The 25,864-nt window shown below is 72.2% G+C and carries 25 protein-coding genes and 1 riboswitch; of the genes, 16 read left to right on the top strand and 9 right to left on the bottom strand.

The window, feature by feature from the left end:
• Positions 1-115: 115 nt before the first annotated feature.
• From pdhA to ACFV18_RS07155, 4 genes are all read left to right on the top strand, one after another.
• Positions 116-1,267 (top strand): pyruvate dehydrogenase (acetyl-transferring) E1 component subunit alpha, encoded by a 1,152-nt coding sequence (gene pdhA, locus ACFV18_RS07170; RefSeq protein ID WP_380480165.1) that lies wholly within the window; start codon positions 116-118, stop codon positions 1,265-1,267.
• Positions 1,264-2,271 (top strand): alpha-ketoacid dehydrogenase subunit beta, encoded by a 1,008-nt coding sequence (locus ACFV18_RS07165; RefSeq protein ID WP_380480163.1) that lies wholly within the window; start codon positions 1,264-1,266, stop codon positions 2,269-2,271. Before pdhA ends, ACFV18_RS07165 begins: the two co-directional genes overlap by 4 nt.
• Before the next feature lie 5 nt (positions 2,272-2,276).
• Entirely contained in the window at positions 2,277-3,563 is a 1,287-nt protein-coding gene (locus ACFV18_RS07160) for a dihydrolipoamide acetyltransferase family protein (protein ID WP_380480404.1), read from the top strand.
• A gap of 171 nt (positions 3,564-3,734) precedes the next feature.
• Positions 3,735-5,102, top strand: a complete 1,368-nt coding sequence (locus ACFV18_RS07155; protein ID WP_380480161.1) for a globin domain-containing protein — start codon at positions 3,735-3,737, stop codon at positions 5,100-5,102.
• A gap of 3 nt (positions 5,103-5,105) precedes the next feature.
• Here ACFV18_RS07155 and ACFV18_RS07150 read toward each other — a convergent pair whose 3' ends face one another.
• Positions 5,106-5,633, bottom strand: coding sequence for an NUDIX domain-containing protein (locus tag ACFV18_RS07150; protein ID WP_380480159.1), 528 nt, complete (start codon positions 5,631-5,633; stop codon positions 5,106-5,108).
• Positions 5,634-5,954: 321 nt separating this feature from the next.
• Between ACFV18_RS07150 and ACFV18_RS07145 the strand changes: the two genes are divergently transcribed.
• Positions 5,955-6,383 (top strand): SsgA family sporulation/cell division regulator, encoded by a 429-nt coding sequence (locus ACFV18_RS07145; protein WP_380480157.1) that lies wholly within the window; start codon positions 5,955-5,957, stop codon positions 6,381-6,383.
• Positions 6,384-6,476: 93 nt separating this feature from the next.
• Here ACFV18_RS07145 and ACFV18_RS07140 read toward each other — a convergent pair whose 3' ends face one another.
• Positions 6,477-6,854 carry a phage holin family protein gene (locus ACFV18_RS07140; protein ID WP_380480155.1) on the bottom strand — a complete coding sequence of 126 codons (378 nt, stop codon included), beginning with the start codon at positions 6,852-6,854 and terminating at the stop codon, positions 6,477-6,479.
• A gap of 105 nt (positions 6,855-6,959) precedes the next feature.
• Here ACFV18_RS07140 and ACFV18_RS07135 point away from each other — a divergent pair, with 105 nt between their 5' ends.
• The 3 genes from ACFV18_RS07135 to ACFV18_RS07125 all read left to right on the top strand — a co-directional run bounded on the left by ACFV18_RS07135 (position 6,960) and on the right by ACFV18_RS07125 (position 8,366).
• Positions 6,960-7,277 carry a cupin domain-containing protein gene (locus ACFV18_RS07135; protein ID WP_073807032.1) on the top strand — a complete coding sequence of 106 codons (318 nt, stop codon included), beginning with the start codon at positions 6,960-6,962 and terminating at the stop codon, positions 7,275-7,277.
• Positions 7,278-7,315: 38 nt separating this feature from the next.
• A complete protein-coding gene (gene tenA, locus ACFV18_RS07130) occupies positions 7,316-7,978 on the top strand; it encodes a thiaminase II (RefSeq protein ID WP_380480153.1) in 663 nt (220 codons plus the stop codon).
• A 187-nt stretch (positions 7,979-8,165) separates the two neighbouring features.
• The gene (locus ACFV18_RS07125; protein WP_380480151.1) at positions 8,166-8,366 is read left to right on the top strand and encodes a hypothetical protein; all 201 of its coding nucleotides are present in this window, start codon (positions 8,166-8,168) and stop codon (positions 8,364-8,366) included.
• Between the two features lie 149 nt (positions 8,367-8,515).
• Here the strand turns inward: ACFV18_RS07125 and ACFV18_RS07120 are convergent, their stop codons facing one another.
• Both ACFV18_RS07120 and ACFV18_RS07115 read right to left on the bottom strand, forming a co-directional pair.
• Positions 8,516-10,000, bottom strand: coding sequence for an SPFH domain-containing protein (locus tag ACFV18_RS07120; protein WP_380480149.1), 1,485 nt, complete (start codon positions 9,998-10,000; stop codon positions 8,516-8,518).
• Between the two features lie 185 nt (positions 10,001-10,185).
• Positions 10,186-10,386, bottom strand: a complete 201-nt coding sequence (locus ACFV18_RS07115; protein ID WP_380480147.1) for a hypothetical protein — start codon at positions 10,384-10,386, stop codon at positions 10,186-10,188.
• Positions 10,387-10,533: 147 nt separating this feature from the next.
• Positions 10,534-10,667: riboswitch (TPP riboswitch) on the top strand.
• Here ACFV18_RS07115 and thiC point away from each other — a divergent pair.
• The 3 genes from thiC to ACFV18_RS07100 all read left to right on the top strand — a co-directional run bounded on the left by thiC (position 10,663) and on the right by ACFV18_RS07100 (position 13,224).
• Positions 10,663-12,465, top strand: coding sequence for a phosphomethylpyrimidine synthase ThiC (gene thiC / locus ACFV18_RS07110; protein WP_380480145.1), 1,803 nt, complete (start codon positions 10,663-10,665; stop codon positions 12,463-12,465). Its footprint overlaps the riboswitch before it by 5 nt.
• Positions 12,466-12,601: 136 nt before the next feature.
• The gene (locus ACFV18_RS07105; RefSeq protein WP_380480143.1) at positions 12,602-12,832 is read left to right on the top strand and encodes an antitoxin; all 231 of its coding nucleotides are present in this window, start codon (positions 12,602-12,604) and stop codon (positions 12,830-12,832) included.
• Positions 12,829-13,224: a type II toxin-antitoxin system VapC family toxin gene (locus ACFV18_RS07100; protein WP_380480142.1), complete on the top strand. Its 396-nt coding sequence runs from the start codon at positions 12,829-12,831 to the stop codon at positions 13,222-13,224. Before ACFV18_RS07105 ends, ACFV18_RS07100 begins: the two co-directional genes overlap by 4 nt.
• Positions 13,225-13,262: 38 nt before the next feature.
• Here the strand turns inward: ACFV18_RS07100 and ACFV18_RS07095 are convergent, their stop codons facing one another.
• Complete coding sequence (locus ACFV18_RS07095; protein WP_380480141.1) at positions 13,263-13,688, bottom strand: nuclear transport factor 2 family protein; 426 nt, start codon at positions 13,686-13,688, stop codon at positions 13,263-13,265.
• 115 nt (positions 13,689-13,803) lie between these two features.
• Positions 13,804-16,257 carry a ricin-type beta-trefoil lectin domain protein gene (locus ACFV18_RS07090; RefSeq protein ID WP_380480140.1) on the bottom strand — a complete coding sequence of 818 codons (2,454 nt, stop codon included), beginning with the start codon at positions 16,255-16,257 and terminating at the stop codon, positions 13,804-13,806.
• A 469-nt stretch (positions 16,258-16,726) separates the two neighbouring features.
• On the opposite strand from ACFV18_RS07090, the gene ACFV18_RS07085 reads away from it, so the two are divergent.
• The gene (locus ACFV18_RS07085) at positions 16,727-17,158 is read left to right on the top strand and encodes a hypothetical protein (RefSeq protein WP_380480138.1); all 432 of its coding nucleotides are present in this window, start codon (positions 16,727-16,729) and stop codon (positions 17,156-17,158) included.
• Between the two features lie 48 nt (positions 17,159-17,206).
• Here ACFV18_RS07085 and ACFV18_RS07080 read toward each other — a convergent pair whose 3' ends face one another.
• From ACFV18_RS07080 to ACFV18_RS07070, 3 genes are all read right to left on the bottom strand, one after another.
• Positions 17,207-18,334, bottom strand: a complete 1,128-nt coding sequence (locus ACFV18_RS07080) for a hypothetical protein (RefSeq protein WP_380480136.1) — start codon at positions 18,332-18,334, stop codon at positions 17,207-17,209.
• A gap of 127 nt (positions 18,335-18,461) precedes the next feature.
• Positions 18,462-19,595, bottom strand: coding sequence for a metallophosphoesterase (locus ACFV18_RS07075; protein ID WP_380480134.1), 1,134 nt, complete (start codon positions 19,593-19,595; stop codon positions 18,462-18,464).
• A gap of 147 nt (positions 19,596-19,742) precedes the next feature.
• The gene (locus ACFV18_RS07070) at positions 19,743-20,900 is read right to left on the bottom strand and encodes a LacI family DNA-binding transcriptional regulator (protein WP_380480132.1); all 1,158 of its coding nucleotides are present in this window, start codon (positions 20,898-20,900) and stop codon (positions 19,743-19,745) included.
• Positions 20,901-21,185: 285 nt separating this feature from the next.
• On the opposite strand from ACFV18_RS07070, the gene hisC reads away from it, so the two are divergent.
• The 4 genes from hisC to ACFV18_RS07050 all read left to right on the top strand — a co-directional run bounded on the left by hisC (position 21,186) and on the right by ACFV18_RS07050 (position 25,862).
• Positions 21,186-22,262: a histidinol-phosphate transaminase gene (gene hisC, locus ACFV18_RS07065; protein WP_380480130.1), complete on the top strand. Its 1,077-nt coding sequence runs from the start codon at positions 21,186-21,188 to the stop codon at positions 22,260-22,262.
• A gap of 257 nt (positions 22,263-22,519) precedes the next feature.
• On the top strand, positions 22,520-23,893 hold the full coding sequence (locus ACFV18_RS07060; protein WP_380480128.1) for an efflux RND transporter periplasmic adaptor subunit: 1,374 nt from the start codon (positions 22,520-22,522) through the stop codon (positions 23,891-23,893).
• Positions 23,890-24,663 carry an ABC transporter ATP-binding protein gene (locus ACFV18_RS07055; protein ID WP_380480126.1) on the top strand — a complete coding sequence of 258 codons (774 nt, stop codon included), beginning with the start codon at positions 23,890-23,892 and terminating at the stop codon, positions 24,661-24,663. Before ACFV18_RS07060 ends, ACFV18_RS07055 begins: the two co-directional genes overlap by 4 nt.
• Entirely contained in the window at positions 24,660-25,862 is a 1,203-nt protein-coding gene (locus tag ACFV18_RS07050; RefSeq protein ID WP_380480124.1) for an ABC transporter permease, read from the top strand. Before ACFV18_RS07055 ends, ACFV18_RS07050 begins: the two co-directional genes overlap by 4 nt.
• Positions 25,863-25,864: the final 2 nt, after the last annotated feature.

Below are 25,864 nucleotides of genomic sequence, written 5' to 3'. Positions count from 1 at the left end.
CCCCAGCAGACCGCCCTTTCGGCCGACTGTCCACCGTCTTGACGGGGATATGGTCAAGATGAACAGACGACCGAACAATCGGTAGGGAGCCCCCACCACCCCGGAGGTGCCCCACATGACCGTTCTGGACCACCGAGATCAGGCCGACCCGGGCGTCGTGCCCGGCTGGCTGCCCGGCGCCACCGCGCCCCGCACCGACCCCGCCCCGCTGCTGCCGGACGAGGAACCGCTGCGCGTCCTCGGCACCCCCGCCGCCGAGAAGGCCGACCCCGACCTGCTGCGCGAGCTGTACCGTCGGCTGGTCGCAGGCCGCCGCTACAACCAGCAGGCCACCACCCTCACCAAGCAGGGCCGGCTCGCCGTCTACCCGGCGTCCACCGGCCAGGAGGCCTGCCAGATAGCCGCCGCCCTCACCCTGCGTGACGACGACTGGCTGTTCCCCTCCTACCGCGACACCCTCGCCGTGGTCGCCCGCGGCGTCGACCCGCTGCAGGCACTGACCCTGCTGCGCGGCAACGCGCACACCGGCTACGACCCGCGCGCCACCCGCACCGCCCCGCTGTGCACCCCGCTGGCCACCCAGGTCCCGCACGCGGTCGGCCTCGCCCACGCCGCCCGGCTGGCCGGCGACGACACCGTGGCGCTGGCCCTGCTCGGCGACGGCGGCACCAGCGAGGGCGACTTCCACGAAGGCCTGAACTTCGCCGCCGTGCTGCACGCCCCCGTGGTGTTCCTGGTGCAGAACAACGGCTACGCCATCTCCGTCCCGCTGACCCGGCAGTCCGCCGCGCCGACCCTGGCCCACAAGGCGGTCGGCTACGGCATGCCCGGCCGGCTGGTGGACGGCAACGACGCTGCGGCCGTCCACCAGGTGCTCACCGAGGCCGTCGAACGCGCCCGCAGCGGCGGCGGCCCGACCCTGGTGGAGGCACTCACCTACCGCGTCGAGGCGCACACCAACGCCGACGACGCCACCCGCTACCGGCAGCCCGAGGAAGTCACCGCCTGGCAGGCGCACGACCCGATCCGGCTGCTGGAGGACGCGCTGCGCGAGCGCGGCCTGCTGGACGAACAACTGGTCACCGAGGCCGGCGAGGAGGCCGAGGCGTTGGCCGCCCGGATGCGCGCCGAGTTCCATGCCGACCCCGACCTCGACCCGATGTCCCTGTTCGCCCACGTCTACGCCGAACCCACCCAGCAGCTGCGCGAACAGGCCGCGCAACTGGCCGCCGAGCTGGCCGCGGAGGCCGAGGTGCACACCCGATGACCACCGCCACCCGCGAACAGTCCGGTCTGCGCACCGGCACCATGGCGCAGGCCCTGAACACCGCGCTGCGCGACGCGATGCGCGCCGACGCGTCCGTGCACGTGCTCGGCGAGGACGTCGGCGCCCTCGGCGGCGTCTTCCGGATCACCGACGGCCTGAGTGCCGAGTTCGGCACCGACCGCTGCCTGGACACCCCGCTGGCCGAGGCCGGCATCCTCGGCACCGCCGTCGGCATGGCCATGTACGGCCTGCGCCCCGTGGTGGAGATGCAGTTCGACGCCTTCGCCTACCCCGCGATGGAGCAACTCGTCTCGCACGTCGCCAAGATGCGCAACCGCACCGCCGGGAAGCTCCCGCTGCCGATCACCGTCCGCGTCCCGTACGGCGGCGGCATCGGCGGCGTCGAGCACCACAGCGACGCCTCCGAGGCGTACTACGCGCACACCCCCGGCCTGCACGTGGTCACCCCCGCCACCGTCGCCGACGCGTACGGGCTGCTGCGGGAGGCGATCGCCTCCGACGACCCCGTGGTGTTCCTGGAGCCCAAGCGCCTGTACTGGGGCAAGGCCGAGTGGGACCCGGCGGCCGGCGTGGAGCCGATCGGGAAGGCTGTGCTGCGCCGGCCGGGGACCTCGGCGGTGCTGGTCAGCTACGGACCGTCGCTGCCGGTCTGCCTGGAGGCCGCCGAGGCGGCCAAGGCCGAGGGCTGGGACCTGGCCGTGCTGGACCTGCGCTCGCTGGTGCCGTTCGACGAGGCCACCGCCTGCGAGGTGGTGCGCTCGCTCGGCCGGGCCGTGGTGGTGCACGAGTCCAGCGGCTTCGGCGGGGCCGGGGCGGAGATCGCCGCCCGGCTGACCGAGAAGTGCTTCCACCACCTGGCGGCGCCGGTGCTGCGGGTCACCGGGTTCGACATCCCGTACCCGCCGCCGATGCTGGAGCACCACCACCTGCCCGGGGTGGACCGGATCCTGGACGCCGTCGCCCGGCTCCAATGGGAGGAGTGATGGCGATGCCGGTGGTCCGCGAGTTCACACTGCCCGACCTCGGTGAGGGACTCACCGGGGCCGAGGTGGTGCGCTGGATGGTCGAGGTCGGCGAGGTGATCGCCGTCGACCAGCCGGTGGTGGAGGTGGAAACCGCCAAGGCGGTGGTCGAGGTGCCCTGCCCGTACGGCGGGGTGGTCACCGCCCGGTTCGGCGAGGTCGGGCAGGAGGTGCCGGTCGGCGCGCCGCTGGTCACCGTGGCCGTCGCCCCCGGGCACGTCCCCGAGGAGGCGCCCGCCGCGCAGGCGGAGCGGCCGCTGGTGGGCTACGGGGTGGCCGAGACCCGCCGGGCCGGCCGTCGCCGGGTCGCGCCGGGCGGCGCCGCTGCCGCGGTGGTGGCACCCGCGCCGCCGGTCGCGGTGGCGGCTCCCGCGCCTGCTGCGGCGACGGCTCCGGCGGTGCTGCCGGTGATTTCGCCGCTGGTGCGCCGGATCGCCCGCGAGCACGGGCTCGACCTGACGCAGGTGCCCGGCAGCGGCCCGGACGGGCTGATCACCCGGCGGGACGTCGAGCGGGCGATCGACGGAGCCGCGCCGGTTGCCCGGACGGCGGCGGTTCCAGCTGGAGCGGACGACGAGCTGGTCCCGCTGCGCGGGCTGCGCCGCACCGTCGCCGAGAAGCTGACCCGCAGCCACCGGGAGATCCCGGCGGCGACCTGCTGGGTGGACGCGGACGCGACCGAACTGATGGCGCTGCGCGGCCAGTTGAACCAGGTGCCGGGCCCGAAGGTGAGCGTGCTGGCGCTGCTGGCGCGGATCTGCCTGGCCGGACTGGAGCGCTTCCCGGAGCTCAACTCCAGCGTCGAGGGCGAGGCCGTCCGCCGGCACCGCGCCGTCCACCTGGGCTTCGCCGCGCAGGGGCAGCGCGGGCTGGTGGTGCCGGTGCTGCGGGACGCCCAACTGCTGGGCACCGAGCGGCTGTCGGTGGAGCTGGCCCGGCTGACCGAGGCGGCCCGGGACGGGTCGCTGGGCCCGGCGGAGCTGACCGGCGGGACGTTCACGCTGAACAACTACGGGGTGTTCGGGGTGGACGGCTCCACGCCGATCCTCAACCATCCGGAGGCGGCGATGCTCGGGGTGGGCCGGATCACTCCCAAACCCTGGGTCCACGAAGGGCAGTTGGCGGTCCGTCAGGTCACCCAGCTGTCGTTCACCTTCGACCACCGGGTCTGCGACGGGGGCACCGCGGGCGGGTTCCTGCGGTTCGTCGCGGACTGTGTGGAGCGCCCGGGGATGCTGCTGCGGGGGCTGTGAGCCCGGTCCGGGTGCGGCCGGTTCGGGTCGGCCGCACCCGGGCGGGGGAAGGGTAGCGGGTGGACCGGCCGGGTGTCCGGAATTTGCCGGATTCGACGGATCTGCCGCGCGGTCGGTGGCACTGTGCTGGCGGCGTCAGCAGATCGGTCGACCGGAAGCGGAACGATTCCCTTGGCTACTCGTCAGCTCGCACTCGGCAGCAGGCCGCTCACCCCGGTGCCGGCCGTCCCGGCGAAGCCCACCCGCCCGCCGACGGTGCCCGCGCCGCCGGCCCCGGCCCGGCCCGCGCCCGTCGAGTCGCTGTTCGCCCCGGCCGCGCCGCTCAACTGGGTGGGCCCGGGCGACCGTTGGACCAGGGCCTGGGGCGTGCAGCCGGCCCGGCCGCAGCCGGTGGCGGTGGAGCGGACGGCCGGGGCGGTGATGCGGCCACTGGACGCGGCCGAGCTGGCACTGGTCCGGGCGGTGCTGGCGGCGGTGCAGCCGGTCGCGGACCGGGCGATGGCACACTTCCACGCGCTGATGTTCCTGCGCCACCCGGAACTGCGGGCGCTGTTCCCGGCAGCCATGGACGAGCAGCGCGAGCTGCTGCTGCGGGCGTTGCGGCAGTGCGCGCAGGGCGGCGACGACCCGGCGGCGCTGCGCGAGTTCCTCGTCCCGCTGGGGCGCCGGCACCGCAAGTACGGTGCGCTGCCCGGGCATTACGCCGCCGCCGAGGAGTGCCTGGTGCAGGCGCTGGCCCGGTACGGCGGCGACGCCTGGGACGAGCGGGCCGAGGCGGCCTGGCGGCGGCTGCTGGCGATGGTGTCGCGGCTGCTGGTCGAGGGGCTGGAGGAGCAGGCGCGGTCCGCCCCGCCGTGGTGGCAGGCCGAGGTGGTGGGGCACCGGCAGGCGGCCGAGGACGTCGCGGTGCTGACGCTCCGTCCGGATCAGCAGTACCCGTTCCGGGCCGGGCAGTTCGCGGCGGTGGAGACGCCCTGGTGGCCGCGGGTGTGGCGGCCCTACTCGTTCGGCTCGGCGCCGCGGGCGGACGGGCTGCTGACCCTGCACGTGAGGGCGGTGCCGGCGGGCTGGGTGAGCAATGCGCTGGTGCACCGGGCGCGGCCGGGCGACGTGCTGCGGCTGGGCCCGGCGGAGGGCGGAATGACGGTGGACCACACGGCGGGGGAGCACCTGCTGTGCCTGGGCGGCGGCACCGGGATCGGCCCGATCGGCGCGCTGGTGGAGGAGGTCGCCGCGCACGGGGCGGCGGGCCGCCGGGTGGAGGTGTTCTACGGGGCGCGCCGGGAGTCCGGGCTGTACCGGCTGGCCGAGCTGCGCGAACTCGCCGAGCTCCACCCGTGGTTGACGGTCCGTCCGGTGCTGTCCGAGGGGGATGCCCCGGCCCTGCCGGAGCTGGTGGCCCGGCACGCCCCGTGGCACGGGTACGCGGCGTACCTGAGCGGCCCGGCGGCGATGGTGCGCGGCGGTGCGGCGGCGCTGCGGCGCTGCGGGCTGGCGGCCGGGGCCGTCCGGCACGACCCGGTGGGGGAGCCGGCCTGAGCGTCAGCCGAGGTCTTCGGCGAGCAGGGCGCGGATGCCCTCGATGTTGGCGGCGAGGTAGGCACGGAGGCTGGGAGGGACCACGTTGACCGAGGTGACGCCCTCGCGGGTGAACGGCACCCGGACGATCTCGTACTCGCCGTTGGGCTGCTCCACCTCGGGGCCGTGCCGGCGGGCCGGGTCGAAGTCGGTGAGCCGGCAGACGAAGAAGTGCTGCACCTTGACGCCGTGCGGGTGGGCGGGGGTGCCGTCCTCGTGGTGGGAGTGCGCGACGGTGTCGACGAAGGCGGGCACCACGTCGGTGATCTTCCCGCCGAGTTCCTCGTCCACCTCACGGTGCAGGGCGGCGACCACCGTCGGGTCGGTGGACTCGACGCCGCCGCCGGGCGTGATCCAGTACGGGTGCGGGGAGCCGGGGCGCACCCGGCGGATCAGCACCAGCGAGGCGGGCGCGTGCGGGACGGCCGGATCGAACTCCAGCAGGATCGCGCGGGCGGTGCGCTTGACGACAGGACGGACCGGGCCCGACATGGCTGTCACCTCCGGGGCACGAGCGTTGTGCGGGAGTCTCCCGCGCCCCGGTGACCATGAAACTCGCACAAGGGGCCGAATCGGAGGATTTTGTTCCACCGCCGGCGACCCGCGGGCGGTGCCGCGCCGGCTCGGCGCCGTGTTGTTCACCATTTGAAAAAGCACGCCTTGTCCGCGTCGCCGTCAAACCTGGACGATGAGGTCCGAACGGGGAATTGGGGACAAAGAACCGACAGAGAACCGACAGCGAACCGCACAGAAGCCCGACCCCGCCGCTCGACCCTCGGCGTTCCGGGCGGGCAGAACGAGAGGTACTGGCGCATGCACAGCACGGTCCAAGCCCACATGGCGATGCGCCTCGTGGTGTCGAGCGAGCTCTCCTTCCGGGTCCTGGTCGACATGGAGTACCACGGCGGCGATCCGTTCGCCGTCCGATTCACCTTCCACCTGCCCGGCGACGAACCGGTCACCTGGGTCTTCGCGCGCGAACTGCTGGTCGACGGGCTCGGCCTGGCCAGCGGCGAGGGCGACGTGCACATCCACCCCGTCGGCGAGGACCTCGCCGAGGTCGGCCTGGTCCTGCGCTCCCCCGAGGGCGACGCCCGGATGCGCGCCGAGGCCGCGCCCCTGCTGGCCTTCCTCGCCCGCACCGACCTGGTGGTGCCGCTGGGACAGGAGACCACCGGCGGCGACCTCGACCAGGAACTGGCCAGCATCCTGTCCACCACCGGGCACGAGAACGCGGGCTGAGCCGAAGGACGCGCACCTGAGGTGACCGGCCACCGGACAGCCACGGAGCGCCGTCCGGTGGCCGGTCAGGGGCTCGCGCCCGCCGCCGCGGTCTCAGTCGTCGTCGCCGAACGCCAGGTTCAGGCCCCAGGAGACCAGGCTGATGATCAGCGAGCCGAGCAGCGCCGCCCAGAAGCCCGCCACGTGGAAGTCCAGGTTCAGCTGGTCCGAGGCCCAGGACGTCAGCCAGAGCATCAGGGCGTTGATCACGAAGGTGACCAGGCCCAGCGTGAGGATGAACAGCGGCAGCGAGAACAGCTTCACCAGCGGCTTGATCGCGAAGTTGACCACACCGAAGATCAGCGCCACCGCGAGCACGGTGATCGTCTTGTGCTTCCAGTCGCCCCCCGAGAGCGTGATCCCGTTGACGATCCAGGCGGCGATCCAGATCGCCAGCGCGTTGATGAGCGTTTTGATCACGAAATTCTTCATGCTGCGGATGGTGGCAGCCCGCCCGCCCGGGCGGAAGCTCTCCCGAACAACCGTGATGTGGAGTGCTGTTGAATGGGCGCGGACCGGGAGAGGAGCCGTGCCCCGATGAAACTGTTCCGGCTGGACGAACTCGACGCCGAACGCGCCGCCGGCGACGGCGCGTACCTGCGCTTCCTGAAGCAGCCCACGATGTCCGCCGGGCTGTACGCGCTCTCCCCCGGCGACACCGACCCGCAGACCCCGCACGCCCAGGACGAGATCTACCTGGTGGTCAGCGGCCGGGCCGAACTGACCGTCGGCCGGGAGACCGCCACCGTCGCCCGCGGCAGCGTGGTGTTCGTCCCCGCCGGGACGGAACACCGCTTCCACCACATCACCGAGGAACTGCGGGTGCTCGTGGTGTTCTCCCCACCGGAGGACTGACCGTGACGCGCCGGACCGCACATTTTGAGGAGCAGCTTGTGAAACTCACCGAGGAACTCTGGGCGGCCATCGAGCCGGTCTACGGCCGCATCCTCGACCACCCGTTCCTGGCCGGCCTGACCGACGGCACCCTGCCGCGCACCGCGTTCCGCCACTTCGTCGTGCAGGACTCGCACTACCTGCGCGACTACGCCCGGGCGCTCGCGGTGTGCGCCGCCAAGGCCCCCGGCGAGGACGAGGTGCTGGCCTTCTCCAACGACGCGGTCGGCGCCATCGCCGCCGAACAGGAGATGCACGCCGACTTCCTGCACGCCTTCGGCGAGGACGGCGCCACGGCCGCCGCCGAACCCGTGCTCCCCACCACCCGCGCCTACACCAGCTACCTGCTCGCCACCGTCTACGGCGGCTCCTTCGCGGAGGCGCTCGGCGCGGTGCTGCCCTGCTACTGGATCTACGCCCGGGTCGGCGAGGAACTGCTGCGCCGCTCCTCCCCCGACCCGCTGTACGCCAAGTGGATAGCCGCCTACGGCGGGGAGGAGTTCCAGGCCGTGGTGCGCCGCGTCCTGGACCTCACCGACCGGATCGGCGAGGAGCTCTCCGGGGCCGAACGGCGGCGCGTGGTCGAGCACTTCACCACCACCTCGCGGTACGAGTGGATGTTCTGGGACGCCGCCTGGCAGGGCGAGAGCTGGCCGGTCTGACCCCGGGCCCGGCCGGGCCCTGAGGGTTCTCCCGGGGCCCGCGTCAGGGGCCGATCTCCGGGTTCTCTCCGGGCCGGGAAGCCTCGTTTCGGCCTTCCGGGCGTCCTACGATCGAAGTGTCGAGATCGAGGGAGCGGGAACGCAGCCGGAACCACCGGCACCGAGCCCGAGGGGAGAAGGTACGGACATGGCCGAGCTCTGGAAGTCGCTGCCCTCGTGGGTGCGCAACATCGTCGTCCCGATCATTCTGCTGGTCATCGCCTGGAAGGTCTTCTGGACCATCGTGGGCACGGTGCTGGGAATCATCGGCTTCGCGGTCAACGCCCTGGTGCTGGTCGGCATCGCCGCCGCCGTGGTGATCCTGATCAAGAAGGCTGCCAAGAGTTAGTCCCCGCCGGGCAGTTGCCCGGGTGCGGGGCGGCGGCTCGCGGATGCCGGGCGGCGGCTCGCGGTGTCCGCGCGGCGAGGAGTGGGGTCATGGGTCCGCCCGGGGAGGGGATTCCCTCACCCGGGCGGATTTTTGATCACTGCCGTGGGTTACTTGGCGTCGGACTCGATCGGGATGACCTGGGCCGGGGCGGCGGCGGCCTTGGCGGCCTCCGCGGGTTCGGCGGCCGGGGACATCGCGGTGAGCAGCTGGCGGGCCAGGCCGAGGCCGGTCCCGCCCATGGTGAGCGCCTTGGCGAACATCTCGGACATGCCCTCGGCGCCGTTCAGCAGCACCATGTGCTCGACGTTGCCGAACGCGTCCGCGCCGGCCCGGACGATCGCCGGCCAGTTCTCGGCGAGCTGCTGGGCGACCACCGCCTCCTGGTTCTCGGCCAGCGCCGCGGCGCGGGCCTTGATGCCCTCGGCCTCGGCCAGGCCCTGCGCCCGGGTGGCCTCGGCCTCGGCGAGACCCTTCGCCCGGGCCGCCTCCGCCTCGGCCAGACCCTTGGCGGCCTCGGCGGCGGCCTGCGCCTCACCGGTGGCCCGGGTGGCCTCGGCCGCGGCCAGACCGCGGGCCCGGGTGGCCTCGGCCTCGGCCGCGGCGGCGACCTTGACCCGGTTCGCCTCGGCGGCGGTCTTCAGCTCGGTCTCCCGGGACAGCGCCTCGGCGGCGGAGATCCGGGCATCGCGGTCGGCCTCGGCCTTGGTGCGGGTCTCGTACGCGCGGGCGTCGGCCGGCTTGCGGACGTCCGCCTGGAGCTGCTGCTCCTTGCGGTGCGCCTCCAGCTCGGCGACCTTGGTCTCCTGGACCACGACCTCCTGCCGGGCGGCGGCCTGCGCGAGCGGTCCGGCCTGCAGCGCGCGGGCCGCGGCGGTGTCCATCTCGGCCTGGTAACCGGCTTGCTGGATACCGGAGTTGCGGGTTGCCTCGGCCTTGCGGGCGAACGCCTCCTGCTCGGCCTCGGTGGCCTGCCGGTCCGCCTCGGCGGCGGCGATGCGGGCGTCGCGCTGGACGGCCGCGGCGTGCGGCGCGGCCAGGTTGGTGATGTAGCCGGTCGGGTCCAGGATCTCCTGGATCTGCAGCGAGTCGATGATCAGACCGAGTTTCTCCATCTCGATGCCCGAGGCGGAGCGGGTCTCACCGGTGAGCCGCTCGCGGTCGCGGATCATGTCCTCGACCGTCAGCCCGCCGACGATGGACCGCAGGTGGCCGGCGAACACGTTGTGCACCCGCTGGCCCATCATCTTCTGCTGGTCCAGGAAACGCCGGGCGGCGTTGGCGATCGACGCCGGGTCGTCGCCCACCTTGAAGATCACAACCCCCTTGACGTGCACGGGAATTCCCTGCGACGTCACACACTCCACGTCCAGCGCGGCCTCGTTCAGGTCCAGCGAGAGCCGGCGCACCGCCTGGACGCCCGGCACCACGAAGGTGCCCCGTCCGGTCACCACGCGGAAGCCCAGACCCTCGCCGTGCTTGGAACCCGAGATCACCAGCGCCTCATTGGGTTCCGCCACGCGCCACATCAGTTTGAAAAGTACGACCAACAGAACGACGCCGGCGACGGCGCCTCCAACGATGCCGACCAACATCGGCAATCTCCCCCTTCAGGGCGCACCGGTCCCGTGCTGCGCTTGGGTTGTGCAGAACTGGCGCGGACCCGGTGGCAGCCGCATTCTCCGCCGTTCCGGATCACGGGGGAAGGGTCTGGACGGTGGGAACTCTCACTGTCTCAAAACTGTTGCGGCAGGTTTGCCGGAGGCTCCCTGACGTGCAATCAAAAGGGTTCGACGTACACCGTGCGCGGTGGCTGGTATTCGACCACGACTACCATGGTGCCCGGCGCCAGCGGCTCGCCGGGGGTGGCGCGGTAGGCCAGGAACGCCTCGGTGCCCAGCCGTTCCGGGACGTGCACCATCACCTCGCCGACCAGGCCCGCGCCGATCCGCCCCGTCACCCGCCCCGTCAGTCCGATCACCCGGACGATTCTCCCACCTCGCCAGGGGCGTGAACAGCTCGGGCCCACGCGGGAGTTGCCTGCCGGGGCGGCCCCGCCCCGGGAGCGCGCCCTGGACCGGCGCCGCCGCGTGCCCTACGGTGAGGAACCGAACGCAGGCGGACGACGCCTGCGCGGAACGGGAGCTCGGAGCACCGGGCTGAGAGGGCGCTGACGGTACGCGGACCCGCGGACCACCTGCTGCGCCGACCGCAGGAACCTGACCGGGTAATGCCGGCGTAGGGAGTTGAAGGTCCGATGACCGCTTTTTCCGAGTACCCGTCTGCCCGCGAGTCGGCCGCCACCGGGTACCCCACCCCGGCCTGGCGCAAGGCCTACCGCCAGGGCAGCCGCCCCGACCTGCGGGTCCCCTACCGCGAGGTCCACCTCACCGACGGCCGCACCGTCCCGCTGTACGACACCTCCGGCCCGTACACCGACCCGGACCGGCCCACCGACGTCCGGCGCGGACTGCCCGCCCTGCGTGACGCCTGGATCCGCCAGCGCGGCGACGTCGAGGAGTACCAGGGCCGCGAGGTCCGCCCCGAGGACGACGGCATCAAGCACACCGCGCCGCGCGGCGGCGACCTGCGCAACCTGGACGCCGTCTTCCCCGGCCGCCCACGCCGCCCACTGCGCGCCAGGGACGGCGGCGCCGTCACCCAACTCGCCTACGCCAAGCGCGGGTTGATCACCCCCGAGATGGAGTTCGTGGCGCTCCGGGAAGGCCTGGAGCCGGAGTTCGTGCGCGAGCAGGTGGCGCGCGGACGGGCCGTCATCCCGGTCAACGTGAACCACCCCGAGAGCGAACCGGCCATCATCGGCACCGACTTCCTGGTGAAGATCAACGCCAACATCGGCAACTCCGCCGTCACCTCCTCCATCGAGGAAGAGGTGGAGAAGATGACCTGGGCCACCCGCTGGGGCGCCGACACCGTCATGGACCTCTCCACCGGACGCAACATCCACACCACCCGCGAGTGGATCCTGCGCAACTCCCCCGTCCCGATCGGCACCGTCCCGCTCTACCAGGCCCTGGAGAAGGTCGACGGCCGCGCCGAGGAACTCAGTTGGGAGGTCTACCGCGACACCGTCCTCGAACAGTGCGAGCAGGGCGTCGACTACATGACCGTGCACGCCGGCGTCCTGCTGCGCTACGTGCCGCTCACCGCCCGCCGCAAGACCGGCATCGTCTCGCGCGGCGGCTCCATCATGGCCGCCTGGTGCCTGGCCCACCACCAGGAGAACTTCCTCTACACCCACTTCGAGGAACTCTGCGACCTGCTGCGCGCCTACGACGTCACCTTCTCGCTCGGCGACGGCCTGCGACCCGGCTCCATCGCCGACGCCAACGACGAGGCGCAGTTCGCCGAACTCACCACCCTCGGCGAGCTCGGACGGATCGCCCGCGCCAAGGACGTCCAGGTGATGATCGAAGGCCCCGGGCACGTCCCGATGCACAAGATCCGCGAGAACATGGAACTCCAGCAGGAAATCTGCGACGAGGCCCCCTTCTACACCCTCGGCCCGCTCACCACCGACGTCGCACCCGGCTACGACCACATCACCTCCGGCATCGGCGCCGCGATGATCGCCTGGTGGGGCACCGCGATGCTCTGCTACGTCACCCCCAAGGAACACCTCGGCCTGCCCAACCGCGACGACGTCAAGACCGGCGTCATCACGTACAAGATCGCCGCCCACGCCGCCGACCTCGCCAAGGGCCACCCCGGCGCCCAGGATTGGGACGACGCCCTCTCCGACGCCCGCTTCGAATTCCGCTGGGAGGACCAGTTCAACCTGGCCCTCGACCCGGAGACCGCGCGCGACTTCCACGACGAGACCCTCCCCGCCGAACCCGCCAAGACCGCGCACTTCTGCTCCATGTGCGGCCCGAAGTTCTGCTCCATGAAGATCAGCCAAAAAATCCGGAACGAGCACGGCACCGGATCGACCGCCGCGGAGACCGGGCCCGACGCCGAAGCCGAAGCCGGCATGCAGGCCATGTCCGAGGAGTTCAAGGCCCAGGGCAACCGGGTCTACCTCCCGCTGGCCGACTGACGCACTGCACGCGAGAGCCGCCCCGAGAGCTTGTGCCTCTCGGGGCGGCTCTTTGCGGTTCGCTCCCGGCCTTCCTGAGGCCTGATACGGCCGCCGAGTCATCTGCATTTTGCAGACATCGAAGTAGAATGCAGGCATGACCGTCCTCACGATCCGGGACGTCCCGGACGATCAGATCCAGACCCTGAAGGTTCGCGCGGCCCAGGCCGGCCAGTCGCTCCAGGCGTTCATGCAGGACCTGATCGCCAAGGAGGCGTCCAAGCCCACGATGGCGGAGATGATGGACCGGTTGAACCGGGAGACCACCGCCACCATCAGCACCGCCGACGTCCTCGCCGCCATCGACGAGGGGCGAGCCGGACATTGATCGTCATCGACTGCTCCGCTCTCGTCCTGGTCCTCACGGCCCACGGCTCCGACGGAGACCTCATCCGCAGCCGGGTGGCCGAGGCGGGGGACGTCTACGCGCCCACCCTCCTGGACTACGAGATCCAGTCGGCCCTCCTCGGCATGCAGCGTGGCGGCAAACTGACCGAGAAGGAGGTGGAGCGGGCGGTAGCCGCGTACCGGATGCTCCCCATCGCCAAACGGGAGACCCTGCCCTTCTGGGACCGGGTGAAGAAACTGCACGCCAACCTCAGTGCGTACGACTCCCAGTACGTTGCCTTGGCGGAAGCCCTGGGCGTGCCGCTGATCACCAGCGACGCGAGGATCAAACGCAGTGGTGCGGCGAAGTGCGAGGTTGAGGTCTTCGCGTAGATCCACCCTTGACCGGCTCGGGGCGGCCCTCTCGCCCGCTACTTCTCGCCGTCGCCGAAGACCATGCGGTGGCCGCGCGCGGTGTCCATGTATTCGCGGACGCGGTGGATCAGGCCGTCGCGGAGTTCGAAGACGAGGCAGTAGTCGTTGACGTAGTGGTTGCCGTTGGCGAGCGTCGCGGTCATGGTCTCCTCGACGACGACGCGGTCACCGTCGGCATGGAAGCCGTGGAACGCGACATTGACGTCCCGGACGAACAACCGGCCGAAGTCCTCGGCGAGGAACTTTGCGATCGCCGCCCTGCCGACCATGTGACTGGGGCAGTCCAACGCGACGGCCGTGGCGTTCCCGGCCGGCGCCAGCCACTCGGCGTCCTCGGTGAAGACGGCGGAGATCCGCTCCGCGTCGTGGCTGGCGAACGCCTTCCAGGCGTGCTGAACGATGTCGCGGCTACGTTGAGACATGACCGCGAGGCTAGGCGGGCGCGGGTCGTGACACTGGCGGTTTTCGGACGCTGTCACCCGGTGAGCCCGGTGCCCGCTGGACGCGGGGACCGGGCTCACGGGGGGCCTGTGGTGGTCAGGACTGGTGCCAGGTGCCGGTGGACCAGAGCGGGTCGCCCTGGGGACCGTAGAGGACGGTGTTGTTGTCGTCCTGGACCACGAGGTGGGCGTTGGCGTGGCCGTAGGTGCCGGTGGACCACAGACCGCCGCCGTTGGCGTCGTACAGCACGAAGTTGCCGTCCGCCTGCATGGCGGCGCGGGCACCGGGGTGGCCCCAGGTGCTGGTGGACCACAGGGCGCGGCCGGTGGCCTTGGAGTACAGCACCAGGTTGCCGTCGGCCTGCATGTCGAGGTGAGTGCCTGCCGCGACGATGCTGGTGCCCGGGTAGAGGACGGTGCCGACGGCGACCGGGACGCCTCGGCTGTCGGGACCGGCGGCCCAGGTGCCGGTGGACCAGACGGGCTTGTTGTCGGAGTCGTAGAGGACCAGGTTGCGGTCGTCCTGCACGGTCAGCCGGGCGCCGGGGTGGCCCCAAGTCCCGCTGGACCAGACGGCGTTGTTGCCGGTGTCGTGGACGACGAGGTTGCCGTCGGGCTGCAGGGTGGCGCTCGCGCCGGGGTGGCCCCAGGTCACGGTGGACCAGAGCGTCCGTCCGGAGGCCTCGGTGGTGTAGAGGACGAGGTTGCCGTCGGCCTGCATCGAAAGCCTGGCGCCGGCCGAGGTGGCCGAGTCACCGCCGTGCAGCGTGATCCCCGGGGCGAGTACCGATCCCTTCGACCAGGGTGCGGTGTTGGTGGACCAGAGCTGGGTGCCGCCGGTGCGCAGGACCATGTCGCAGTCGTCCTGGACGGCGAGCAGCGTGGTGCTCGGGCTCGGGCTCGGGGTCTGGGTCGACCACACCACCTGACTGTCCCCGTACCGGTTGACCCCGAAGCTGCCGTCGGGCTCCACCATCGCGTACGCCGCGTACAGGCCGGCGGTGCCGCTGGACCACAGCGTCTGACCGGTCTTCAGCTTGGTCAGCACCAGGTTGCCGTCGCGCTGCAGGGTCAGCTTCGCGCACTGCGAGTAGACGACGTCGTAGTTCACCATGCTGTCCCCCGCCCGGCCGACCGTCGTGAAGCGCGGATTGTCCCGGCCGAGCTCGACCCGGTCGCCGAACTGCGCGACGCCGTTGACGGGCGGTCGGCCGGGGTACTGCTGCACCCAGCCGCCGGCAGTGAACAGGTCCGGGGTGCCGTCGCGGCCGGCCGCCACGGCGAGGGTGTGCGCATTGCCGAAGTCCGCCAGCTGGGCGCTGTTCTGCTGCACGCTCACCGGCAGCACGTTCTGTGGGTTCGGCAGGGCTCCGGGGCCCTGGGCACCGGAGGTGCCCCAGAGCTGGGACGGAGTGCCGTCACAGGGGTCGAGCTCGGTCAGATAGCCGACGTAGCTGTTGTTGACGAGGGTCAGGCAGCGCCCCGATCCGGGCTCACGGATGGTGCCGTCGGCCCCGGCCTTCCACTTCTGGCTCGAAGCGCCGCTGCACGGGGAGGACCGCCAGATCGGCTGAGCGGGCGCCGCGTCCGGGGTGCTGTCCAGGCAGCCACCGGTCGCGCGCAGGGTGCCGTCGGCACCGAGGATCCACTGGCTGTCCACCCCGTAGGGGATGTTGTCGCAGTCGAAGCCGCGCACGCCCGGGCCGCTCGGCCCGGTGCCGAGGCACAGGTGAGCGCCGTCGGACCGCGTGCTGCCGTTCTCCAGCTGCACGGTGGTGGGGGGTGCGAGCCGGGCGGCCGGGGTGCCGTCGGCCTTGAACGTCAGCGGAAGGGTGGCGATGGCACCGCTGGTGTTCTCACGCACCCAGAGGGCCGGAGCGGAGACAGCCTTGCCCGGGGCCAGGACCGTGGTGTTGCCCCAGTTGCCGGTGCCGAGCAGCGACGGGCTGCCGAGGATCGTGCCGGCCTTGCCCGGGTAGTACCAGAGCTTGCCGTTCTCGACCGTGATGACGTCCGGCAGACCGGCAGTGTTCGCGCTGCCGACGGTGGCGACGATCTGGGTGGTGCTGTTCCAGGTCGCGTCGTAGTCCGCGCAATCGGTGGGCGGGGCGCAGGCCGGCTTGGCGAGCCTGGTGGAGAATCTGCTGGTGAAGTGCCCAGGGGTGCCGCCCGTGCCGGCATCGTTCGGGTAGGCGTAGAGCTGGTGCGAGACGGTGTTCAGCACCAGCAGGTCGTCCAGGGTGCCGCCGGTCAGGCTGCCGTGGTGGGTGACCACGTAGTTGGACCAGTTGTCGCCCTCCGGGCTGTGCGCGTCGTCCGAGGCCGTGACCGGGGCGCTGCCGTTGGAGAAGAACGAGAGGCTGCCCGGGGCCTTCGCGTACCCGCCGCCGGTGATGACCGCGACGTCCGGAACGCCGTCACCGGTCAGGTCGCCCGGCACCGACGCCGTGGTGTTCGCCGACCGGGCCCCGGCCGGGGCCGCGAAAGCGGTGCCCGTGGTGCCCGCCGCCGTGGTGGCGGCGATGGCGGTGGCTGCGGCTGCGACTGCCAACCGGCGGATCAGGCCGCCAGGTCTGTTGCTCGTGGAACGCACGTCTGTCCTCATCCGAGGTCCCCTCCGAAAAGTGCGCGGATGCGGCCCGGCTCGCGCCGCTCGACCAGAGATCCTGACCCCTGGGAGAACTGTGAAGACCTGGGACGCCCGGTGAAGGCTAGTGGTGGGTCGCCCCCGGAGCAACGGAGTTCGGCCCGCCACGACAGGCCGCGCGAAAGAAGAACGGCGCACCACCGGAGGGGACTTCCAGGCCCACCATGGCCGAGCTCGGGGCTCATCCGGCGTTGCGGTCGTGCGGGATCGGGACGCCGGCACAGGTGCGTGGCGGTCCTGAGGGTTGGTCAAGTCTTTGCATCTCACTTGAATGACGGCCGGTTGATATGGCCGTATTTGCCGGAAAGCGCCAGTGTCGGATCTGGATAAGGTGCGCGGAAACGTTCGACCTGATCCGCACAAGAGGTAATTCATGGCTACCCCACAGCCCCCGCAGACTCCCCAGCCCCCGGTCGCGCCCGGCGCGGGTGAGTCGGCTTCGTTCCAGTACGGTCAGGCCGCGCCGGCGCCGGTCGCGCCCAAGCGGGGGATGGGCAAGAAGCTGCTCTCCGCTGTCGGCATCCTGGTGGTGATCGTCGTGGTGGCGATCGTCAAGGTCGGCCTCCGGGACATGCTGTCCGACAAGCCGGTGCACGCCAAGGTCGGCGAGTGCGTGTCCGTCACGGGCAGCGACAACGACCCCAAGGTGGACACGGTCGGCTGCGGCGACAGCAAGGCCACCCACACGGTCGAGAAGGTCATCGACAACAGCTTCGACACCCACGCCTGTGGCCCGGAGTTCGATGCTCTCGGCCAGCAGTTGGGCAGCGACAAGTTCGTTCTCTGCCTGACGCCGAAGAAGTAGTCACCGGGTCCGTCGCCCGCCCCCGAGCCCGGGGCGGGCACTGGCCGGTCATTCCGCCGGGTCGTCCCGCTCCGAGTCCTCGGCGTGCGGGACCGGTCCGGGGCTGGTGAAGTCGGGGCTGCTGTGTCCGGGGCCGGTGAACCCGGCGGGACGCGGCTCGCCCTGACTGTCCGTCAGTCCTTCCGGTCCGGGGCTGGTGAAGTCGGGGCTGCTGTGTCCGGGCCCGGTGAACCCGGCGGGGCGGCGCGGGCCGCCCTGGTTGTTCGTCAGGCCGCCCGGTCCGGGGCTGGTGAAGTCGGGTGAGGTGTATCGGGGGCCGTCGGGTCGCGGCCGGCCGTCCGCGTCGGTGAGGTGTTCGGGGCCGGGGCTGGTGAAGCGGGGGCCGTCCGGGCGCTTGCGCCCCTGGTCGTCGGTGAGGCCCTCGGGGCCCGGGCCGGTGAAGTCGGGTGAGGTGTAGCGGGGCCCGTCGGGGCGCGGCCGCCCGTCGGGCACGGGGGTGCTGAACCCGGGGCTGGCGTACCCGGCCCGGCTGTAGCCGGGGCTGAGCAGGTCGGGCGGCGCGGTCCGGGCGCGCGGGACACCGGGGGGTGCGGTGTGGTCGGCGAGCAGCCAGGGCAGCAGGGCGCGTTCGCGCAGCGCGGTGTGCCAGGCGGCCCGGGCCTCGGCCAGCGCGGCCTGCCGCTGCGGGTCCGCGCCGGGCGCGTGGGAGCCGTCGCGCCGCGCGGTGAGGACCAGCCCGGTGCCGCCGATCAGCAGCGCGGCGGCGGCGACGGCCAGCGCGAGCAGGCCGGCGGTGACGGTGGAGCGGCCGAGCGCCAGCCCGGGCGCGGCGGCCCGCAGCAGCCAGCCGAGCAGCAGCAGGGCGAGTCCGGCGGAGCCGGCCAGCACCGGGGTCAGCACCGTCAGTACGGGGAACAGCCCGGCGCCGCCCGGCGGCGTGCCGTTCGGGTGTTCGGCCTGCGAGGTGCGCAGCGCCAGGTAGTGGGCGTACTCGGCGGCGGCGGGCGCGGCGACGGTGTCGGCGTCCGCGAGCGCCCGGGTGTGCAGCTGTTCGGCGGTGAGGTGCTCGCCGGGCGCGGCCAGGGCCTGCCGGACGGACGGGTCGCGCAGGGCTTCGTCGAGCAGCCGGGCGAAGTCGGCGCGGTCCTCGGCGAGCAGGCGCGGCGGGTGGCTCATGGGTACCCCGTTCCGCGAGGTGGACGGAAGGTCACTGGCCTCGATGGTAGGGGTGCGCGGGAGCGCGCCGACAGGCTCTTTCCGGAACTTCGGCTCGTTCAGTTCCCTTGCGCCGTCGAGCAGTTGTTCAGTTCAGCGGCAGTTGTGCGACCAGCAGGCGGCCGTCCATGGTGACGCCGCCGTCCATCGCGATGGCCAGTTCGTCGGCGTAGATGTACGGGCCGGGCACGTGCGGGGGGACGCCGTCCTCCGGGTGGTCGCCGGTCAGGTACGGGATCGGGCTGTGGCCGTGCACCACCCGGTAGCCGCCGTACACGGCGAGGAGTTCCTGTGCGGCCATGGTGCCGGCCTGGCCGCGGAACGCGAACCGCTTGGTGAACTTGCGGAAAGCGTCCCACCATTCGTCGATGCCCTCGTCGGCGAGCAGCGCGTGCACGGCGTCGTTGACGTCGGCGATGGTCTCGCCGTACTCCAGGTACGCGGTGGTGTCGGAGTGCAGCAGCAGGTGGCCGTCCTCCAGCGCCATCGCGGGCAGCCGGGACAGCCAGCTGATGTGGTGCGGCTGCAGGCGTTCCAGGTCGTGCTGCTGGCCGCCGTTGAGCCGCCAGGCGGCGAGGAACGAGGCGGTGCCGGCGGTGGACTGGACGGCCTCGTCGCCGTAGCGGGCGGCGCCGAGGAAGAGCAGTTCGTGATTGCCCATCAGGGCGCGGCAGTAGCCGCCGGCCGCGGCGGCCTCGGCGGCCAGCTGCATCACCAGGTCGATGACGCCGATGCCGTCGGGGCCGCGGTCGGTGAAGTCGCCGAGGAACCAGACCCGGGAGCGCCCGGCCGACCAGTGGCCGTCGGCGTCGATCAGGCCCTGCTGGTGCAGTGCGGCGAGCAGTTCGTCGAGGTAGCCGTGCACGTCGCCGATGACGAACAGCGGGCCGGGGCCCTCGCCGGGTTCGGGCTGCGGGTACGGGAAGTGCACCTCGACGGGGGGCACCGCCTCGATCGGCGGGCCGAGTTCGATGGTCGGCGGGTCCTCGTGCGCGTAGTGCCCGGGTGCCTGCGGGGCGGCGTCGCCGAACTGCCCGGCGGGGGCCCAGTGCTGCTCCAGGTAGTGGGCGCCGCCGTAGGTGCTGTGGGTGTCCTCGTACTGGTAGCCGGCGGGTTCGGCCGGCTCGAACCAGGAGCCTTGGGGGAGCACGTCGAGGTCCTGGCGGGAGCGGATGCCCGAGTGCGGTTGCTCGGGTTCGCGGAAGAGGTCCTCGGGTGTCATTCGCCCATCATAGGAAGCGCACTCTCCCGCCGTCCTCACCTGGTCGGTATCCGTTTTCCCCGTTGACCCGCCGGGCGACGGGCGGGCCGCCCGGTCTGCCCCGGTCCGGGGCGGTCCGGACCGTCGGCGGGCGCGGGCGGCGCGTGCTCACACCTCGCCCGGCGGGCGGGGCGGACTGACCGTGGTGCGCGGGCTGCGGCGCTGCGAGGAGGCCCGCACGATCAGCTCGGTGGGCATCAGGGTGCCGGGCGGCGGGCCCGTCCCGGCGGTGCGGTAGCGCGGCGGGAACAGCCGACCGGGCACGGATCCCGATCCCGCGCCGACTCCTTCGATCGCGTCGATCAACAGGTTGACCACGGTGGTGCCGATCCGACGGGGCTTCAGCGACAGGGTGGTGATCGGCGGTTCGGTGTTGGCGTACACGTCGGACTCCGAGCAGCACACCAGCAGCAGGTCGTCCGGCACCCGCAGGCCGTAGCGGCGGGCGGCGGCCAGCAGGTCGGTGCCGTTGGGGTCGAACAGTCCGTACACCGCGTCGGGGCGGTCCGGGCGGGCCAGCAGCCGGTCGGCGGCGACCGCCCCGGCGGCCGGGTCGTGCGCCGGGTAGGCCTCGTACACCGGCTCCTGGCCGATCCGATCGCACCAGGCGAGGTACGCCTCGGTGGACAGCCGGGTGTAGGTGTCGGTGGAGGTGCCGGTGAGCAGGCCGATCCGGCGGGCGCCGGCCTCGCTCAGGTGCTCCAGGATGCCGAGCACCGCGGCCTCGTGGTCGTTGTCCACCCAGGCGGTGACCGGGCAGTTGCCGGGTTTGCCGTCGGAGACCACCGGCACGCCGGACCGGTACAGCTCGGTGACCAGCGGGTCCTGGTCGGGCGGGTCGATCACCACCGTCCCGTCGAGCGCGATGTTGCTCCACACGTCGTGCCGGGAGGACGCGGGCAGCACCACCAGGGCGTAGCCGCGGCCCAGCGCGGCGCTGGTGGCGGCCCGCGCCATCTCCGCGAAGTAGGCGAACTCGGTGAAGGTGAACGGCTCTTCGCCGTAGGTGGTGACGGTCAGTCCGATCAGGCCGGACCGGCCGGTGCGCAAGGTCCGGGCGGCGGCGGAGGGCCGGTAACCCAGGCGCTCGGCGACCTCGCGGACCCGGCTGCGGGTCTCGTCGGGGAGCCGGCCCTTTCCGTTGAGGGCGTCCGAGACCGTGGTGATGGAGACTCCGGCGGCCGCCGCGACGTCCCGGATGCCTGCCCGTTCCAGGCGCCGTGAGGCGGTGGCTCGGCGACCGTTCTGATTGGCTGCTGCTGTCATGGCGGACCGATCGTATGGCGCATCGCGGCGTTCTGTGACCGGATCGCTACCGGCCGTCAAAGAACCGTTTCTCCAAGGCCATTCCCGGGGTGCACCCTTCGACAGCTGCGGTTTTGCGGCTCCAATACCTCTGACATGTGCCAAAGGAACCCGGCAGAATGGCTGATCTGCACCCGTAACCCGGACGAGCATCTCACCCGCACGGGTGAGGAGCGGTCGGTATCGTTCACGGCACCCGACCGGGGAGCGACCGGTACCACCGCCCGAAGAGAAACGGAGAACCCCGTGGTTCAGCGTGAGCAGGGCCCCCGGCTGCGGCCGAGCCTGGACGACATCCCCAGCTACAAGCCCGGGAAGCCCGCCGGCGCGGACTCCTACAAGCTCTCCTCCAACGAGAACCCCTACCCGCCGCTGCCCGGCGTCCTGGAGGCCGCGGTCGCCGCCGCCGGCTCCTTCAACCGCTACCCGGACATGGGCGTCGGCGCGCTCACCGCCGAACTCGCCCAGCGCTTCGGCGTCCCCGCCGAGCACATCGCCACCGGCACCGGCTCGGTCGGCGTCGCCCAGTCCCTGGTGCTCGCCACCGCCGGCGAGGGCGACGAAGTCATGTTCGCCTGGCGCTCGTTCGAGGCCTACCCGATCATCACCCAGATCGCCGGCGCCACCCCGGTGCCCGTCCCGCTCACCGCCGACGAGGCCCACGACCTCGACGCGATGCTCGCCGCGATCACCGACCGGACCAGGCTGATCTTCGTCTGCAACCCCAACAACCCGACCGGCGCCGCCCTGCACCGCGAGGAACTGGTCCGCTTCCTGGACGCCGTGCCCGCGCGCATCCTGGTCGTCCTCGACGAGGCCTACCGCGAGTTCATCCGCGACGAGGACGTCCCGGACGGCATCGAGCTGTACCGCGACCGCCCCAACGTCTGCGTGCTGCGCACCTTCTCCAAGGCCTACGGCCTGGCCGGCCTGCGGGTCGGCTTCGCCATCGGCCACGAGCAGGTCGCCGGCGCGCTGCGCAAGACCGCCGTCCCGTTCGGCGTCAGCCAGCTCGCCCAGGACGCCGCCGTCGCCTCGCTGCGCGCCGAGGACGCCCTGCTGGAGCGGGTCGAGGCGCTGGTCGCCGAGCGCGTCCGGGTGACCGCCGCGCTGCGCGAGCAGGGCTGGACGGTCCTCCCCTCGCAGGCCAACTTCGTCTGGCTGCGCCTCGGCGAGCGCACCCTCGACTTCGCCGCCGCCTGCGCCGAGGCCGGCGTGGTGGTCCGCCCGTTCCCCGGCGAGGGCGTGCGCGTCTCGATCGGCGAGGTCCAGGGCAACGACCTGTTCCTGGGCGCCGCGGAGGCGTTCCGCAAGGAGATCTGACGCGGTATCAACAGGCGGGGCGGGCAGCACGGTTGTCCGCCCCGTCGGCATGACCGGCCCGGTGCCGGCCCCGGGTGAACCGGGGACGGGACTTCGCTGGGAGCTTTCCGGGAGTCCGGTCAAGAGCTGGTGCTCCGCCGGGCATCCGACGGCCAACGGCCGGGTGATTCGTGACGATTCGTCCGGATCGCTGCTCCCAGCGGGCGCCCAGCAAGCGCACAGGGCGGCGAAAGAGCCCAGGGCGATGCTTCGGTGCCATGAAGGTGCTTCCGCGACGGCGTGGTGCCGTCCTCGTCAACTCCGCGCTCGGCGTGGCCCTGCTGGGCGGGGCCGCGCTGGCGTACACCACCCTGGACGGCGGGACGGGCAGGGCCGCCACCGGCTCCAAGGTCCGGACCGCGACGGTCGCCAAGGGCGCGGTCCAGGCCACCGTGTCCGGATCGGGCACGCTGTTCTCGCCCTCCGACGCCGGCCAGGACTTCACCACCGGCGGCAGGCTGACGGCGGTGAAGGTCGCGGTCGGCGACACGGTGAAGAAGGGCCAGGTGCTCGCCACCGTCGACACCACCACCGCCCAGCAGCAGGTCGACCAGGCACAGTCCGCGCTGACTGCGGCGCAGGCCAACCTGACCAAGGCCGAGGCGGGCGAGACGGTCACCACCACCGTCCCCGGCACCGGCTCGTCCGGCTCGGGCGCCGGCGGTTCCTCGGGCCGCGGCGGTTCCGGCACGGCCGCCGCCACCCCGCAGCCGACCACCACGACCACCGTGAAGATCGACCAGGCGCAGGTCGCGCAGGCCCAGCAGCAGGTCGACAACGCGCAGAACGCGCTGACCAACGCCAAGGCCGCGCTGTCCGGCACCACGCTCACCGCCACCACCGACGGCACCGTCGCCTCGGTCTCCGGCAAGGTCGGCGACACCGTCTCCGCCGGCGGCTCCGGATCCTCCTCCGGCGGCACCTCCACCGGAACCAAGTCCGGTACCGGCAACGCCAGTTCGAGCACCACCCCGACCGGCTTCATCGTGCTGACCAACCCCTCCGGGATGGAGGTCACCGCGAACTTCTCCGAACTGGACTCGCTGAAGCTGAAGAAGGGCCAGAGCGCGACCGTCACCCTGAACGCGCAGTCCGACACCAGGCTCGACGCCACCGTGCTGTCGGTCAGCCCGCTCCCGTCCAGCTCCACCAACGGCGCCGTGCAGTACGGCGCCACGCTGCGGATCACCGGTGACACCACCGCGCTGCGCACCGGGCTGAGCGCCACCATCTCGGTGGTCACCGGCTCCGCCGAGAACGCCCTGTCGGTGCCCACCGCGGCCCTGCAGGGCACCGGTTCCACCCGCACCGCGACCGTGCTGCACGAGGACGGCTCCACCGAGCGGGTGCAGGTGACGGTCGGCATCGAGGGCGACAGCACCGTGCAGGTCACCGAGGGCCTCACCGAGGGCGAGAAGGTCGAACTGACCGCCACCACCGCAGGCACCGGCAACGGCTTCCCGTCCGGACAGTTCCCCGGCCTGAACGGAGGCGGCTTCGGCGGCGGCGCGGGCGGCCTCGGCGGTGGCGGCGGCCGCAGCGGCGGCGGCAATGGCGGCGGCGGCAACGGCGGCGGGGGTTCGCACGGATGAGCACCGGCAAGCCCCCGGTGATCCAGGTCCGCCGGGTCCTCAAGTCCTACGGCCACGGCGACGCCGTCGTGCACGCACTGCGCGGCCCGCTCGGCCCGGACGGCGAACCGCTCGGCGTGGACCTGGACGTCGCCGAGGGCGACTACGTGGCGGTGATGGGCTCCTCCGGCTCCGGCAAGTCCACCCTGATGAACATCCTCGGCTGCCTGGACGTCCCCACCGCCGGCCGCTACCTGCTCGACGGCACCGACGTCGGCCACCTCGACGAGGGCCGGCTCGCGCTGGTCCGCAACCGCAGGATCGGCTTCGTGTTCCAGTCCTTCAACCTGGTGCCGCGCACCACCGCCCTCGCCCAGGTCGAACTGCCGCTCGCCTACGCGGGCGTGCGGGCCGCCGAGCGGCGCCGCCGGGCGATGGCCGCGCTCACCCTGGTCGGCCTGGCCGAGCGGGCCGGCCACAAGCCCAACCAGCTCTCCGGCGGCCAGCAGCAGCGCGTCGCGGTGGCCCGCGCCCTGGTCACCGCCCCCGCGATGCTGCTCGCCGACGAGCCCACCGGCAACCTCGACAGCCGCTCCACCGAGGAGGTGCTGGGCATCATCGACGGTCTCAACGCGCGCGGCCGCACCGTGGTGGTGATCACCCACGAGGACGAGGTGGCCCGGCACGCCAAGCGGGTGGTCCGCCTGGTCGACGGCGCGATCGTCTCCGACGTCCGGCAGGCCCCGGTCGACGGCCCGCCGCCGGCCCTGGCCGCGGAGGTGGTCGCGTGATCGCCTGGCAGATGATCCGCTTCGCGGTCGGCGGCCTGGCCGCCAACAAGGTCCGCTCCGCGCTGACCATGCTCGGCGTACTGATCGGCGTCGCCTCGGTGATCCTGCTGCTCGCCGTCGGCAACGGCTCCTCGGTGGCGGTGAAGGAGTCCATCACCTCGCTGGGCACCAACTCGCTGACCGTCTCCGCCGCGGCCTCCCGCGGCTCCGCCACCGCCGCCAGGAAGCTCACCGTGGAGGACGCCAAGGCATTGGCCTCGGCCACCGACAGCCCGGCCATCAAGTCGGTCGCCCCGGTGGTCACCACCAGCGGCACCGCGCTGTACGGGAACATCTCCTACCAGCCCGGCCAGATCGTCGGCAGCTACCCGGCATACTTCGAGACCGCCAACCAGAAGATCGCCGAAGGCGACTACTTCTCCGCCGACGACGTGCTGAACTCCCGCAAGGTCGCGGTGCTCGGCTCCACCACCGCCAAGGAACTCTTCGCCACCGAGGACCCGATCGGCAAGAGGATCACCATCGGCGGCACCCCGTTCACCGTGACCGGCGTGCTCACCACCAAGGGCTCCACCGGCTTCAACGACCCCGACGACGTGGTGATCGCCCCGCTGCCGACCGTGCAGAACGCGTTCACCGGCTTCGGCTCGGTCAACCAGATCCTGGTACAGGCGTCCTCCGCCGACACCACCACCGAGGCGCAGGCCGACATCACCCGGATCCTGATGGGCACGCACGCCATCAAGGACCCCACCAAGGCCGACTTCCGGATCAGCAACCAGACCTCGCTGCTGAGCGCCCGCGAGTCCACCACCAAGACCTTCACGGTGCTGCTCGGCGCGGTCGCCGCGATCTCGCTGCTGGTCGGCGGCATCGGCATCACCAACATCATGCTGGTCACCGTCACCGAACGGACCCGGGAGATCGGCATCCGCAAGGCGCTCGGTGCGCCCCGCGCGGTCATCCTCGGCCAGTTCCTCGCCGAGTCCACCCTGCTGTCGGTGACCGGCGCCGGCCTCGGCGTGCTCGCCGGGATCGCCGGCTCGCACTTCCCGGTGGTCGGCATCAAACCGGTGGTGATCCCCGAGTCGGTGCTCGGCGCGTTCGCCATCGCCGTCGCCATCGGCCTGTTCTTCGGCAGCTACCCCGCCAACCGGGCCGCCTCGCTGCGCCCCATCGACGCCCTCCGGCACGAGTAGAA

It is taken from the genome of Kitasatospora sp. NPDC059673, assembly GCF_042734215.1.
Taxonomy (GTDB): Bacteria; Actinomycetota; Actinomycetes; order Streptomycetales; family Streptomycetaceae; genus Kitasatospora.
The sequence above is the reverse complement of the archived record's forward strand: the minus strand, read 5'-3'. Positions and strand labels throughout refer to the sequence as shown.

Excerpts from the sequence above, each read along its gene's own strand:
- pdhA (WP_380480165.1), top strand. The coding sequence starts at position 116 with ATGACCGTTCTGGACCACCGAGATCAGGCCGACCCGGGCGTCGTGCCC.
- ACFV18_RS07165 (WP_380480163.1), top strand. The coding sequence starts at position 1,264 with ATGACCACCGCCACCCGCGAACAGTCCGGTCTGCGCACCGGCACCATG.
- ACFV18_RS07160 (WP_380480404.1), top strand. The coding sequence starts at position 2,277 with ATGCCGGTGGTCCGCGAGTTCACACTGCCCGACCTCGGTGAGGGACTC.
- ACFV18_RS07150 (WP_380480159.1), bottom strand. The coding sequence starts at position 5,633 with ATGTCGGGCCCGGTCCGTCCTGTCGTCAAGCGCACCGCCCGCGCGATC.
- ACFV18_RS07145 (WP_380480157.1), top strand. The coding sequence starts at position 5,955 with ATGCACAGCACGGTCCAAGCCCACATGGCGATGCGCCTCGTGGTGTCG.
- ACFV18_RS07140 (WP_380480155.1), bottom strand. The coding sequence starts at position 6,854 with ATGAAGAATTTCGTGATCAAAACGCTCATCAACGCGCTGGCGATCTGG.
- ACFV18_RS07135 (WP_073807032.1), top strand. The coding sequence starts at position 6,960 with ATGAAACTGTTCCGGCTGGACGAACTCGACGCCGAACGCGCCGCCGGC.
- ACFV18_RS07125 (WP_380480151.1), top strand. The coding sequence starts at position 8,166 with ATGGCCGAGCTCTGGAAGTCGCTGCCCTCGTGGGTGCGCAACATCGTC.
- ACFV18_RS07120 (WP_380480149.1), bottom strand. The coding sequence starts at position 10,000 with ATGTTGGTCGGCATCGTTGGAGGCGCCGTCGCCGGCGTCGTTCTGTTG.
- thiC (WP_380480145.1), top strand. The coding sequence starts at position 10,663 with ATGACCGCTTTTTCCGAGTACCCGTCTGCCCGCGAGTCGGCCGCCACC.
- ACFV18_RS07105 (WP_380480143.1), top strand. The coding sequence starts at position 12,602 with ATGACCGTCCTCACGATCCGGGACGTCCCGGACGATCAGATCCAGACC.
- ACFV18_RS07095 (WP_380480141.1), bottom strand. The coding sequence starts at position 13,688 with ATGTCTCAACGTAGCCGCGACATCGTTCAGCACGCCTGGAAGGCGTTC.
- ACFV18_RS07085 (WP_380480138.1), top strand. The coding sequence starts at position 16,727 with ATGGCTACCCCACAGCCCCCGCAGACTCCCCAGCCCCCGGTCGCGCCC.
- ACFV18_RS07080 (WP_380480136.1), bottom strand. The coding sequence starts at position 18,334 with ATGAGCCACCCGCCGCGCCTGCTCGCCGAGGACCGCGCCGACTTCGCC.
- ACFV18_RS07075 (WP_380480134.1), bottom strand. The coding sequence starts at position 19,595 with ATGACACCCGAGGACCTCTTCCGCGAACCCGAGCAACCGCACTCGGGC.
- ACFV18_RS07070 (WP_380480132.1), bottom strand. The coding sequence starts at position 20,900 with ATGACAGCAGCAGCCAATCAGAACGGTCGCCGAGCCACCGCCTCACGG.
- ACFV18_RS07060 (WP_380480128.1), top strand. The coding sequence starts at position 22,520 with ATGAAGGTGCTTCCGCGACGGCGTGGTGCCGTCCTCGTCAACTCCGCG.
- ACFV18_RS07055 (WP_380480126.1), top strand. The coding sequence starts at position 23,890 with ATGAGCACCGGCAAGCCCCCGGTGATCCAGGTCCGCCGGGTCCTCAAG.